Annotated in this window: 10 protein-coding genes; 7 read left to right on the forward strand and 3 right to left on the reverse strand. The window is 74.8% G+C overall.

Features of this window, described 5'->3' with window-relative positions; translation table 11 throughout:
• Position 1: 1 nt before the first annotated feature.
• The gene (gene larA / locus O2W20_RS20200) at positions 2-1,273 is read right to left on the reverse strand and encodes a nickel-dependent lactate racemase (RefSeq protein ID WP_269173412.1); all 1,272 of its coding nucleotides are present in this window, start codon (positions 1,271-1,273) and stop codon (positions 2-4) included.
• Between the two features lie 96 nt (positions 1,274-1,369).
• Between larA and O2W20_RS20205 the strand changes: the two genes are divergently transcribed.
• Positions 1,370-1,741: a PaaI family thioesterase gene (locus O2W20_RS20205; RefSeq protein ID WP_269173413.1), complete on the forward strand. Its 372-nt coding sequence runs from the start codon at positions 1,370-1,372 to the stop codon at positions 1,739-1,741.
• Positions 1,742-1,766: 25 nt separating this feature from the next.
• On the forward strand, positions 1,767-2,744 hold the full coding sequence (locus O2W20_RS20210; RefSeq protein WP_269173414.1) for a phosphotriesterase family protein: 978 nt from the start codon (positions 1,767-1,769) through the stop codon (positions 2,742-2,744).
• Between the two features lie 4 nt (positions 2,745-2,748).
• Here the strand turns inward: O2W20_RS20210 and O2W20_RS20215 are convergent, their stop codons facing one another.
• Positions 2,749-3,207, reverse strand: coding sequence for a hypothetical protein (locus O2W20_RS20215; RefSeq protein ID WP_269173415.1), 459 nt, complete (start codon positions 3,205-3,207; stop codon positions 2,749-2,751).
• A gap of 150 nt (positions 3,208-3,357) precedes the next feature.
• Positions 3,358-4,362: a ferritin-like domain-containing protein gene (locus O2W20_RS20220; RefSeq protein WP_269173416.1), complete on the reverse strand. Its 1,005-nt coding sequence runs from the start codon at positions 4,360-4,362 to the stop codon at positions 3,358-3,360.
• Between the two features lie 194 nt (positions 4,363-4,556).
• On the opposite strand from O2W20_RS20220, the gene O2W20_RS20225 reads away from it, so the two are divergent.
• The 5 genes from O2W20_RS20225 to O2W20_RS20245 form a co-directional block, all read left to right on the forward strand.
• On the forward strand, positions 4,557-5,363 hold the full coding sequence (locus O2W20_RS20225) for a TetR/AcrR family transcriptional regulator (protein ID WP_269173417.1): 807 nt from the start codon (positions 4,557-4,559) through the stop codon (positions 5,361-5,363).
• Positions 5,364-5,494: 131 nt separating this feature from the next.
• On the forward strand, positions 5,495-6,322 hold the full coding sequence (locus O2W20_RS20230) for a PRC and DUF2382 domain-containing protein (RefSeq protein WP_269173418.1): 828 nt from the start codon (positions 5,495-5,497) through the stop codon (positions 6,320-6,322).
• 166 nt (positions 6,323-6,488) lie between these two features.
• On the forward strand, positions 6,489-7,160 hold the full coding sequence (locus O2W20_RS20235) for a hypothetical protein (protein ID WP_269173419.1): 672 nt from the start codon (positions 6,489-6,491) through the stop codon (positions 7,158-7,160).
• 184 nt (positions 7,161-7,344) lie between these two features.
• The gene (locus tag O2W20_RS20240; RefSeq protein WP_269173420.1) at positions 7,345-7,584 is read left to right on the forward strand and encodes a hypothetical protein; all 240 of its coding nucleotides are present in this window, start codon (positions 7,345-7,347) and stop codon (positions 7,582-7,584) included.
• Positions 7,585-7,741: 157 nt separating this feature from the next.
• Positions 7,742-13,169, forward strand: a 5,428-nt coding sequence (locus O2W20_RS20245) for a DUF4011 domain-containing protein (RefSeq protein ID WP_269185525.1), incomplete at its 3' end; no start/stop codon positions are given.

The raw sequence follows: 13,169 nt of genomic DNA on the forward strand, positions 1-13,169 counted from the left end.
GTCAGCCCTTCACGTAGGGGATCGTCTGCGGGCCCTCCGGGAGCACGCAGACCCGCGCGCCGCGGCCCGCGGCCGCGACCGCCTCGGCGACGGTGGCCGCGATGTCGGTCGTCTGCGCCAGGTGCGCCTCGGCCAGCTGGGCGTCGGTGAGGTGGTCGGTGTGCATCACGACCCGGTGCGCGGACTGGATGCGCGCCTGGATCTGCACCTGCCACTGGTCGGGCACGGTCTGCTCGCGGGCGGAGATCAACGCCAGCAGCGCCTCCGGTGACGGCGCCGAGGTGAGCACCTCGCGGTAGGAGCCGTGGTCGGGGAAGCCGTCCTCGCAGGCGGCGGCACAGACGATCAGCCCGTCGGGCCGGGTGACCTGCGCGGCCGCCGACATGCCCTTCACCGACTGGTAGAGGTTCTGGTCCAGCGGGAAGCCCGAGCCGGTGGTGACGACGACGTCGAACGGCGCGTCCACCGGTGCCATCGCCACCTCGCGGGCCCGCTCGATCGCCACCGCGTGCATCTCCAGGGTGTCCCCGCCGAACGCGGCGATGACCTCCTGCCGGGTGTTGAGCACGACGTCGAAGGAGTACGTCACGTCGGTGCCGGCGGTGATCGCCCGGACGTCGTCGTGCACCGGGTTGCCCTGGGTGACGCCCCAGGTCGCCCGCGGGTCGCCGATCCGCTTCGCGTCGTGCAGCACCAGCACCGTGTCCAGCGCGGCCAGGCCGGGGGCGACCATCTTCGGTCCACCGGAGAAGCCGGCGAAGAAGTGCGGCTCGACGAAGCCGGTGGTGATCCGGACGTCGGCGTCCACCCACTGCTCGTTCAGCCAGACCGGCACCCCGTCGCCGAAGGTGCCCATCCAGCGGTGCGTGTCGCTCGCCCGCGAGTCGTGGTTGACGATCCGGACGGTGTCCACGACCTCGTCGCCGAACATCGCCCGCAGCTCGGCGTCGGTGTTGGCCCGGTGGGTGCCGGTGGCGACCAGGACGACGACGTCCTCCAGGCGCACGACGCCGTCGAGCTCCTCGAGCACCGCCGGGATCATCAGGTGCCGGGGCTGGGCGCGGGTGCCGTCACAGGCCGAGATCGCCACCGTCTGCCCCGGCCGCACCCGCTCGCGCAGCGGCAACCCGCTCACCGGCTCGCGCAACGCCCGGCGCAGCTCGGCGGCGACGTCCGGGGCGGCCGGGTGCTGCACGGGGGTGATCACCGCCGCGTCGTCCGGGAGCTCGACGGGGAGCCCTCCGCGCCCGTAGGCGAGCGTCACCTGCTGCACGTCGTCCTCCTGGAGCCGGGGGCCCCATCAGACCACCAGACCGCGCATCCCACCGGGCGACCGTGTGCCGTCGACCGCCCCGGGTAGCTGCGGTGGATGAGCGACACGAGCTTCGTGGAGACCCTGGGCGTGTACGGCCGGACGGCGGACGACGGGACGGCGCAGCTGCAGCTGGACGTCACCGACCAGCACCTGAACGAGGCGGGCACGCTGCACGGTGGGGTGCTGGCCACCCTCGTCGACACCGCCATGGGCCACGCCGTGCGCAGCCGCACCGGGGAGGACGACGTCCCGGCCACCAGCCAGCTGACCGTCACCTACCTGCGCCCGGGCGGGCCCGGCACGCTCCTGGTCACCGGCCGGGTCAGCAAGCAGGGCGAGCACCTGACGGTGTGCGAGGCCGACGTCGAGCAGGATGGCCGCAGCCTGGTGCACGCCGTCGCCACGTTCGCGGTGCTGCACCGGTGACCTGACCCCGAGCAAGGGAGCTCGCATGCCCACCGTGCACACCGTCCGCGGCCCGATCGACACCGCCGACCTCGGCCGCACCCTCATGCACGAGCACGTGTTCGTGCTCTCCACCGAGCACCAGCAGAACTACGGCACCGGCGACTGGTGGGACGAGGAGGAGCGGGTCGCCGACGCCGTCACCAAGCTGAACGAGCTCAAGGCGCTGGGGATCGACACGATCGTCGACCCGACGGTGTGGGGGCTGGGCCGCTACCTGCCGCGGGTGCAGCGGGTGGCGGCACAGACCGAGCTGAACATCATCGTGGCCACCGGGCTGTACACCTACGACGAGATCCCGTTCCAGTACGCCCACCGCGGGCCGGGCACCCTGATCGAGACACCCACCGACCCGATGGTCGACGACTTCACCCGCGACGTCCGCGACGGCATCGCCGACACGGGCGTGCACGCCGCCTTCCTCAAGTGCGCCGTCGAGGCCAAGGGGCTCACCCCGGGCGTCGAGCGCACCCTGCGGGCCGTCGCGGCCACCCATCGGGAGACCGGGGCGCCGATCACCGTGCACACCTCGGCCGCCGCACAGACCGGCCGGCTGGCGGTCCAGGTGCTCCGCGAGGAGGGCGCCGACCTGACCAAGGTGGTCATCGGCCACGCCGGCGACAGCAACGACCTCGACCACCTCAAGGAGCTGGCCGACGCCGGCTGCATCCTGGGCATGGACCGGTTCGGCCTGGACCTCTACAACCCGACCAGCGCGCGGGTGGACACCATCGTGGCGCTGGCCGAGCAGGGGTACGCCGACCGGATGGTGCTCAGTCAGGACGCCAGCTGCTACATCGACTGGTTCCCCGGGGAGGCACGCACCGCGATGACCCAGGCGATGCCGAACTGGAACTTCACCCACGTGCCGCAGGACGTGCTGCCGATGCTGCGGGAGCGCGGAGCGAGCGAAGGGCACCTGGACCAGATGCTGGTCCAGGTGCCCCGGCGGTACTTCGAGTAGCGGGTCAGGCGGGACGGCGGCCGGCGAGCCGGCGAGCCGCAGCGAGGGCCTCGGCGTCGAGGGCGTCGGCGTCCCCCGCTCGGCGCGCCCTCTCCTGGCCGTCCAGCCAGCTGACGTGCCGCTCCCAGGCGGCCCGCGGCGAGGTGCCGAGTGCCCGGCCGATCTGCTCCCAGTCCGCCCCGCCACGCAGCGCAGCGCGGATGCCGAGCTGGCGGTGGGCGTGGGCCTTGCGGGCGACGACCTCGCCGAGGGCGAGCAGCTCCAGGGCCTCGTCGACGTCGAGCGAGGTGCCGAGGGCCTTGAAGCTGGCCCAGTCGTCGTCGTCGTCCGTCCGGTCGTTGGGGCCGTCGACGGCGACGTTGTCGCGCCGGCTCAGGAAGTCCAGCCGGGTCACGGCGGTCGTGAGCGAGAACTCGCTCTCCAGCACCTCAGGGGTGGTGGCGACCTCAGGCACAGTGGTCATGAGGCACAGCATTTCCCGAACCCGCGCGGCTGTAACGCGATCGTGACAAGCGTCTCGTGCACAGCCGAGTGGCCTCGCACACGGTGGTCGGCCACACGCGGGACGTGCCCGCCCGGGTCCGCCGGACGGCGGGCCCGGGCGGGGCGGCCGTCACTCCGGTACGCCGACGGCCTCCTTCGCCAGGGCGGCCAGCCGGGTCTGCACCACGCTCACCACACTGGAACGCGCCTTGTGCGCCTCCTCGTAGCGGATGATCGCGTTGACCTGCTGCGGGTCGTCGAGCTCCTTGACCGCACCGGCGATCTGCGCGGTCGACATGGAGTCGTAGCCCGTGATCGGCAACTCGTCGGCGGTCAGGTCACCGAGCTCGCGGCGGGTGGCGGCGACCGCCTCGGCCGCGGCGGTGTCCCCCTCTCGCTCCGCGATGCGCTCGGCTCGACGCAGCGACGCCAGTCGGCCGACGGCGAGGGTCTCCCGGACGGCACCGGTGAAGGCGCCGGCCTTGTGCACCGCCCCACCGACGACGCCGTTCACGGTGCCGCCGGCCTGCTCCCCGGCGTGCTGCGCGGTGCCCACGGCGTGCTGCGCGGTGCCCACGGCCCGGTTGACCGTGTCGGCCGCGAACCGGACCGGCAGGTTCGCCAGCTTGGTGGCGCCTCCGGCCACTCGCTGCAACGGCGTGGCCACCAGGGCGGCCGGGCCGCCCAGGGCCTGCTCGGCGAGGACGACGGTCAGCCACTCGACGGTGGCCGAGTGTGCCGTGACCAGCCGCTCGGCCAGTGCCTTCACCTCCGGCTTGCCGGCGGTGTCGGCCAGCACCTTCAGGTAGGTGGCGCGGTCCAGCAGCTGGTGCTCCAGCTGGAGGTCCTGCAGCAGCGCCTCGTCGATCGGCTCGGCCTGCTCCAGCGCGCCCTTCACCAGCGCACCGAGCCGGCCCAGCGCCGGGGTGACGACGTCGGCCACCCCGCCGAGCTCGCGCAGCTGATCGGCGATGGCGGTGCTGCGCTCGGCCGCGTGCTGGGCGTTCTGCTCCAGCTCCCGGCGGACGGCCGCGGTGCGCGCCTGGCCGACCCGGATCCGGGCGATCTGCTCCTCGGTCTGGGTGAGCGCCAGCAGGGCGCGCAGCTGGACGAGGAGGGCGGTGGTGTCGGTCATGGGGACTCCAACGGGTCGGGTGTGACCTGACCCCTGCTCCATGCCCCGTGCGACTCGGGTGCGAACGACACGGGGCGAGGAGCCGGCAGTGTCGGCCGTCACACCCATGCGCGCAGTGACCCACCCGCCCGGGCCAGGCGCACGGGAGCCGGGTGCCGGCGAGGACAGTGGACGGCGACACGAGGAGGTGGACGGTGCCCACGATCAGCGACCAGACGAGCGAGGACGTGCGTGACCCGGACCTGGTGGCCGTGCAGGAGGGCCCCGAGGCAGCCGGCGAACTGACCCGCCCGGCCGGCCTGGACCGGGAGAAGATCCTGCAGGCCGCCATCGACTTCATCGACGAGCAGGGCCTGGCCGCCCTCACCATGCGCCGGCTGGGCTCCTCCCTGGGCGTCGAGGCGATGGCGCTCTACCGCTACGTGCCCGGCCGGGAGGACCTGCTCGACGGGGTCGTCGACCGGGTCGTCGAGACGCTGTGGGACGACCGGGACGGCGACGACATCCAGGTCGTCGACCACTCCGGCTGGCAGGACTACCTGGTCCGGCTGGCCCATGGCATGCGCCGCATCGCCCTCGCCCACCCGGCGGTGTTCCCGCTGGTGGCCAGCCGTCCCCCGGCCGCACCCTGGGTGCGTCCGCCGCTGCGCAGCCTCCGGCTGGTCGAGTCCTTCCTCGGCACCCTGCGCGAGGGGGGCTTCTCCGACCAGGCCGCCGTGGCCGCGTACCGCGCCTACTCCAGCTTCCTGCTCGGCCACCTGCTGCTCGAGGTCACCCAGATCGGCGCCCAGGTGAGCCTGCTGGACCAGCCCGAGGGCGACGAACAGGCCCAGCGGGAGACCGACATGAGGGAGTACCCGAACCTGGCGCGGACCGAGTCGCTGCTCGGCCAGGACAAGTCGGCGGCCGAGTTCGAGGAGTCCCTCGAGAACCTCCTGGACCGGTTGGAACGGGTGCTGCACGAGGCGAGGAACTCCGGCGGCGACGTCGGCGACCTCTGATCGCACGGGAGCGCTCCGGCCGGGTCACAGAATCTGGCCCGCTGTCGTTTACGCCGTAAACGGAAGGGCACACACGCTCCGGCGGCAACCTCACCGTGGTCGCCCCAGTCCACTCAGACCCGGAGGCACGTGTGATCACCCAGCAGGACATCACCACCATCATCGGCACCAACGCCGTGGACACCGACGGCGACAAGCTGGGCAAGGTCGGTCAGGTCTACCTCGACGACCAGACCGGCAGCCCGGAGTGGGCCACGGTCAGCACCGGCATGTTCGGCACCTCGGAGACCTTCGTCCCGCTGGCCGACGCCTCGGTCGCCGACGGCGTCCTGCGCGTCCCCTACCAGAAGTCCAAGGTCAAGGACGCTCCCCGGATCGACGCCGACCAGGGTCACCTCAGCCCCGAGGAGGAGACCGAGCTCTACCGCTACTACGGCGTGGGCGTCGGCACTGAGACCGCCCGGGTCGACGTCACCGAGACCGACCGCCTCGACACCGGGCGCGTGGACACTGCCCGCGTCGACACCGACCGCCGCGACACCGTGGGCCACGACACCTCCGGCCCCACGACCGACGACGCGATGACCCGCTCCGAGGAGCAGATCCGGGTCGGCACCCAGCGGGTCGAGACCGGCAAGGCCCGGCTGCGCAAGTTCGTCGTCACCGAGGACGTGACGCAGACCGTCCCGGTCTCCCACGAGGAGGTCCGGATCGAGCGCGAGCCGATCACCGACGCCAACCGGGACGAGGCGCTGGCCGGCCCGACGATCTCGGAGGAGGAGCACGAGGTCGTGCTGCACGCCGAGCGCCCGGTGGTCGCCAAGGAGACCGTGCCCGTCGAGCGCGTCCGCCTGGACACCGAGACGGTCACCGAGCAGGAGACCGTGACCGACACGGTCCGCAAGGAGCAGATCGAGACCGAGGGCGTCGAGGGCGTCCGGGACACCGACCGCCGCTGACCCCCGGGGGTGGTCCGGCCCACCCGGCGGACCACCCCGTCGCTCCCGCACGACCCGCAGCACCCCCGCGACCGCGCCGGCCCGCCCGCCGGTCGCCCTGCACTCGTCACGATCGGCGAGCGGCTGCTCGCCCGCCGATCGTGACGACCTCCTCCCTGGAGTCCCCATGACCGGCAGCACCACCCCCTCCGACCCGGCCGACCGCGGCACCTCGCTCGGCGACCGGACGACCAGCTTCCGCAACAACGAGGTGACCCCCGCCACCGGTGCCGGTGCCACCCGGGGCGCAGCCCGCGACGCCGTCGACCGTCAGCACGACCGCTTCGGCGGCATCAAGTGGGGTGCCGCCTTCTTCGGCTGGCTGTCCGCCAACGGCCTCGCCGTCCTGCTCATCGCCATCGTCTCCGCCGCCGGGGTCGCGGTCGGCCTCACCGAGACCGTCGCCTCCGTCGAGGATGCCACCGACAACGCCGGCGGCATCGGGATCGGCGGCGGCATCGCGCTGCTCGTCATCCTCTTCCTGGCCTACCTGGCCGGTGGCTACGTCGCCGGGCGGATGGCGCGCTTCGACGGTGCCCGGCAGGGCATCGCGGTGTGGGTCATCGGTCTGCTCGTGGTGCTGGCCCTGGCCATCGCCGGTGCGGTCCTCGGCTCCCAGTACAACGTGCTGTCCGAGCTCGACCTGCCGCGCATCCCGATCGACGAGGGCACCCTCACGACCGCCGGCATCATCGCCCTTGTCGCCGTCCTCCTGGTCACGCTCCTCGGCGCCGTGCTCGGCGGCAAGCTGGGCGAGCGCTTCCACCGCAAGGTGGACCGGGCGGGCTTCACCGCCTGACCACCCCGGACCAGGCGACTGGTCCGTGCACACAGTGCGTCCGGTACCGCCACCGTCGGCCTGGGAGAGGCCGACGGTGGCGGTACTGCTGCGTCCGGGGCCGCTGGGGCTGATGAGGTGACGCCCCGGACACGGTGTGCGTGTTGCGCGCGTCGCGGCCGCCGCCGTCTCACATCGTGGCGCCATGGCCTTCCCGTACCGCACGGCTCGCGCCGTGATGATGGTCGGGTCGCTGAACGACCCGGCCGGCCAGACGGCGCGGCTGATCGGACCGGCGCACGCCACCCTGGGGCTCAGCGGTGCCCGCGGTCGCACGGCCCTCTGCGGCGCCTACGTCGCCCGGGACGAGCAGGTGCCGTGGCCGCCGGAGCCCGATCTCTGCGACGACCTCTGCTCGGACTGCAGCACCCTCGCCCGGCTCTGACCCCGCTCGGCGGCGCGCGGCTCGGAGCCGGCCCCGTCGGTCTGGTGGACCCCGGCTGACAGGTGTTCCGTCACGGACCGGCCACTGCTGTCACACCCGTCCCACGGGTGCGGCCCGCCTGAGCGGAACGGTCCGTCCGACCAGGTACACAGACTCCATGCGCAACGCTGCCGACCGCCAGGTGAGCACCGAGGGCCCGGCGGTGGCGTCCTCACCGTCGGTCTCCGTCGAGCTCACGGTCAGCCCGGTGGTCAGCCACGCCCTCGCCGCCCACGCCGTGCCGGTCGTCTCCCGGCTCACCCTCGCCGGCAGCGCGGCCACCGTCCGCGGTGCGGTCCTCCGGCTCTCCGTGCGGGACGCCCAGGGCGACCTCGCCCCCGCCGTCGAGCGGCTGGTCGACCTCGAGGCCGGCCGCAGCACCGTGCTCGACGACGTCGCTCTCACCCTCGACCCGGCCGACCTGCGCCAGGGTGAGGAGAGCCGGCCGGGCTGGGTGCACGTGCAGCTGGCAGCCGCGGGCCAGGTGCTGGCCGAGCACCGGGTGCCGGTGACGGTCCTGGGCGCCGCCGAGTGGGTCGCTGCTCCCCTGCCGTCGGCCCTGGAGGTGCTCGCCGCCCACGTGCAGCCGCAGCACCCCGCCGTCCTCGCGCTGGTGGCCGAGGCCGCCGCCCTCCTGGAGGAGGGCACCGGCAGCGGCAGCCTGACCGGCTACGCCGACGGGGCCGAACGGGTTGACGAGGTGGTCGAGGCGATCACCTGGGCGGTGCGCCGCCACGAGGTCCGGCACCGCCAGCCGTCGGCCGGCTGGACGGCGTCCGGCCAGCACGTCCGCGACCCCGGCGAGGTCCTCGACGGCCGGGTCGGCACCTGCCTGGACACCGTCGTCACCCTCGCCGCCGCCCTCGAGCACGCCCACCTCCACCCGCTGCTCTGGGTGGTGGAGGGGCACGCCTTCCTGGGCTACTGGCGGGAGGAGCGCAGCGCGGAGACGGCTGCGACGACCGAGGTCAGGGCACTGGTCGACCAGGTCGACCGGGGCCTGATCGGCCTGGTCGAGACGACCCTGCTGACCGACCGCGGCAACACCACCCCCGACCTGCACGGCCCGGCCTACACCGCCTGGCTGTCCGGCGACCTCTCCCGGGTCCTCGGCGTCACCGACGTCCACCGCGCCCGCCTCGATGGGATCCGGCCGCTGCCCGGCCGCACCGGCGAGGACGGCGGCGCGCAGCCGGAGCCCGGGCACAACCCGGCCGAGGTCCCGGCGCCGTCGCTGCCCGACGAGCCCGCGGCGTCCGCCACCGACCACTCCCCGGGGGCGCCGCCGCGGGTGCAGCAGTGGACGGACGCACTGCTCGACCCGAACACCCGCACCCGGCTGGTCGACCTCCCCGAGGGCTCCGGGCTGCCGCTCGCGGTGCCGCACGATGCGCTGACCGCGCTGGCGGACCTGGTCGCCAGCGGGGCGACGCTGACCCTGCTGCCCAGCGGCGGGGCGGCCGGGGTGCACGCCGAGCGCGGGGTGCACGCGACCCGGGACTCCTCGCCGCAGCAACTGCTCACCGAGCACCGGTCGGTGCACGTCGACGTCCCCCGCGCCGACCACCCGTCCCGGCTGCGCGCCCTCGCCCACCGGGCGCGGACGGTGGTCGAGGAGACCGGCGCCAACGCGCTGTACCTGGCCCTGGGCAGCCTGGTCTGGGAGGCCGACGGCCGCCCGCTGCGGTCACCGGTGGTGCTCGTCCCGGTCCTGCTCACCCCGGGCGGCCCGGACGGCGGCTACCGGCTGACGGTCGACGAGACCGGGAGCAGCGTGCCGAACGCCCGTCTGCTGGAGGAGCTCCGCCGGGTGCACGGGCTCACCGTGCCGGGGCTGGACGCAGCGGCCGTGGACGGCGCGGACGTCGACCTGGCCACCACGCTGCAGGCGCTCGGCGAGGCGCTGGCCGCCGCCGCGCTCCCCCACCGGGTCGAGGCGACGGCGGACCTGGCCGTCCTGCCGGTCGCGGCGCACCGGCTGTGGCGCGACCTCGACGAGCACTGGGCCGAGTTCACCTCCAGCCCGCTCCTCGCCCACCTGGTGCACTCCCCGACCGAGGCCTTCGCCGACCCGGCGCCTGCCCCCGCCGACCCGATCGACCTGGACGAGCTCGCCGCGCAGTGCCCGCTGCCGGCCGATGCCGCCCAGCTGCGTGCCGTCGCCGAGGCGACCGCCGGACGGACGTTCGTGCTCGAGGGCCCGCCCGGCACCGGCAAGTCCCAGACCATCACCAACCTGGTGACCCGGGCCGTCGCCGAGGGCAAGCGCGTGCTGGTCGTCGCCGGGAAGCGCACCGCGCTCGACGTCATCGCCCGCCGGCTCGACGCGGTCGGGATGGGCCCGTTCGCGCTCGACCTGCACGACAAGGGCAGCCGGCCCGCCGTCGTCCGGGCACAGATCCGAGCCGCGCTCGAGCACGCGGTCGACGTCGACGCCGAGGGTCTGGCGGCCGACGCCGAGGAGCTGCGGTCGGCGCGGCGCAGCCTGCGGCGCTACGCGGAGCAGCTGCACGCCGACAACCCGGCAGGGCTGTCCTGCTGGTCCGCCCGCACCGCGGTGCTGGCCGCCGCCTCCGGCGTCGACCCGCTGCCGGTGACCGTCCGCTTCGCGGCCCGGGCCACCGCCGAGGTGGTCACCGAGGTGCGCCGGGCGCTGGCGCTGCTGCCCGACATCGCCGGGCTGGCCCGCCCGTCGGCCGGGCACGCCTGGGCGTTCATCGACACCATCGAGCTGGACATCACCGAGGTGCAGCAGGCCGCGGTCGCCGTCGACTCGGCGATCCGGGAGCTGCCGGGCGAGGGTGCGCTGGCCGCGGTGCTGCGCGCCGTCGGCACCCCGGAGGACCTGGACGCCCTGGTGCACCTGCTCGGCGGCCCCCGGATCAGCCTGGCCGTGCTCGACGAGGTGCGCACGCCGCGCTGGTCCGCGGCCACCGACGAGCTGCTCGGCGAGATCGCCGCCCTGGTCGCCGCTCCGCACCCCGGCCTGGACGCCGTCACCCCGGCCGCCCTCGACCTGCCGCTGGCCGACCTGTTCGTGCAGGCCCAGGAGGCCGCGGCGGCGAACTGGGTGGGCCGGCGCGGCAAGCTCACCGCCGTCCGGGACCAGCTGACCCCGGTGGTGCGCCCGGGGAGCTCGATCAAGCCCGGCGAGTTGCCCGAGCTGACCGCCGCGCTGCGCCGGCTGCAGACCGCCGTCCAGGCCCTGGCCGCCCGGGCCGCCGGCATCCCGGGGCTGCAGGTGCCGCCCGGCTGGAACCCCTTCACCGAGCCCGGCCGGTCGGTGTTCGACGCCGAGGTGCGCTGGCTGCGCCGCGCCGCCGCCACCGTCGACGGGGACACCGGCTTCCCTGCGGCGGTGCGCCGGTTCCTCACCGCCGGCCCGGTGGCCGACGCGGCCGGCGCCCGCACCGTGGCCACGCTGCGCGACGCCCTCCGTCGGCTGCTGACCGTCTGCTCCAGCGACTCCGCCCGACTGGCCGCCTGGAGCGGCGAGGACGGCCTGGTGCTGCGCTGGACGATGACCCGACCCGAGCGGGGCGTCGAGTACGTGCACCCGATGTCGCTGCGCCGGTGGGTCAGCCTGCTGGACACCCTGGAGCCGCTCCGGTTGGCCGGGCTGACCGAGGCCCGGCTGCAGCTGCTGCACGGCGCCGTGCCCGCCGACGACGCGGTCCACGCCTTCGACCGTGGACTCGCCGAGGCCTCGGCCGTCGAGCGGCACCAGGCCACCGGGCTGGACGCGTTCGACGCCGGGCTGCACGAGCGCACCGTCGCCCGGTTCGCCGCGGCCTCCCGGGCCGTGCGGTCCCACCTGGTCGATGCCGTGCCCGCCGGCGTGCTGGCGGCCCGGTCGTTCGACGCGACCTCGGCCGAGGGCCAGGTCGGTGCCCTGCGGCGCGAGCTCGCCGAGCAGGGCCGCGGCCTGGGGGTGCGCGGGCTGCTGTCGACCTACGGCGACCTGATCACCGCCGTCCTGCCGTGCGTGCTGGCCAGCCCGGAGTCGGTGGCGCGCTTCTTCCCCGCGGTCGCCGGTCAGTTCGACCTGGTCGTCTTCGACGAGGCGTCCCAGCTCCGGGTCGCCGACGCCGTCGGTGCGCTCGGGCGGGCCCGGGCGGCGGTGGTGGTCGGGGACAGCGAGCAGCTGCCGCCGGCGTCCCCCGGCGAACCGGCCGGCATCGACGACGAGGGTCAGCTCGCCGGCGCGGTCCGCGCCGAGCAGAGCATCCTCTCCGCGTGCGTGCAGGCCGGGGCCCCGCGGCAGTGGCTGTCCTGGCACTACCGCAGCCAGGACGAGTCGCTGATCGCCTTCAGCAACGCACACCACTACGGCAACCGGCTCTCCTCCTTCCCGGCGCCGGTGCACGGCCCGGCCTCCGCCGCTCCGGGTGGCCACGGCATCTCCCTGGTGCAGGTCGCCGGCACGTTCCTGCGCTTCGGCCCCGGCGTGCACACGAACCCGGTGGAGGCCCGCGCGGTCGTCGCCGAGGTGCTGCGCCGCTTCTCCCCGGCCGCGCCGGCAGCCCCGTCGATCGGGGTGGTCACCCTGAACGCACCGCAGCGGACGCTCATCGAGGAGCTGCTGCGCGACTCCGGGGACGAGCGGGTGGTCGAGGCGCTGGACTCCGGCGACGCCCTCGTCGTCAAGGACGTCGAGCACGTGCAGGGCGACGAGCGGGACGTCGTCCTGCTCTCCCTCGGGTTCAGCGCGGACGTGCACGGCCGGCTCCCGCTGGACCTCGGGCCGCTGAGCCGCAGCGGCGGGGAACGCCGGCTGAACGTGGCCGTCACCCGCGCCCGCCGACAGGTCGTCGTCTTCAGCTCCTTCGCCCCCGAGCAGCTGCCCGCCGGGCAGACCGCGTCGGTGGGGGTCCGGCACCTGCGGGCCTACCTCGACCTGGCCGCCCGGGGCACCGACGCCCTCCCCCGTCCCGACCGGGCCGCGGAGCTGCCCGACACCCATCGCGACGAGGTGGCCGCCGAGCTGCGCGCCCGCGGCCTGGTGGTGCGCACCGACGTCGGGCTGTCGGACTTCCGCATCGACCTGACCGTCGCCCACGGGACGGCGCCGGACGCCCCGGTGCTGGCGGTCCTGCTCGACGGCCCGGAGTGGGCCCGGCGCCGCACGGTCGGGGACCGCGACGGCCTCCCGGTCGAGGTGCTGGGTGAGCTGCTGACGTGGCCGGCGGTGGAGCGGGTGTGGCTGCCGACCTGGCTGGCCGACCGCGAGGCCGTGCTCACCGCACTGGAGGCGGCGGTGGAGGCCGCCTCCCCGGCGCCGGCCGTGGCCCAGCCGGAGCCGGCGACGCCGGTGGAGGTGGAGGAGCCCTACGACGGCCCGCTGGCCGACGTCATCCCGCTCCGCCCGCTCACGCCCCGTCCGGCGCCGGTCGCCGAGCAGGTCGAGCCCGAGCCCGAGCCCGAGCCCGAGCCCGAGCCCGTCGTCGTCGAGCCCGAGCCCGTCGTGGTCGAGCCCGTCGTGGTCGAGCCCGTCGTGGTCGAGCCCGTCGTGGTCGAGCCCGTCGTGGTCGAGCCCGTCGTGGTCG

Origin of the sequence: Modestobacter sp. VKM Ac-2982 (assembly GCF_026967935.1) — a bacterium.
In the GTDB taxonomy this organism is placed as follows: domain Bacteria; phylum Actinomycetota; class Actinomycetes; order Mycobacteriales; family Geodermatophilaceae; genus Modestobacter.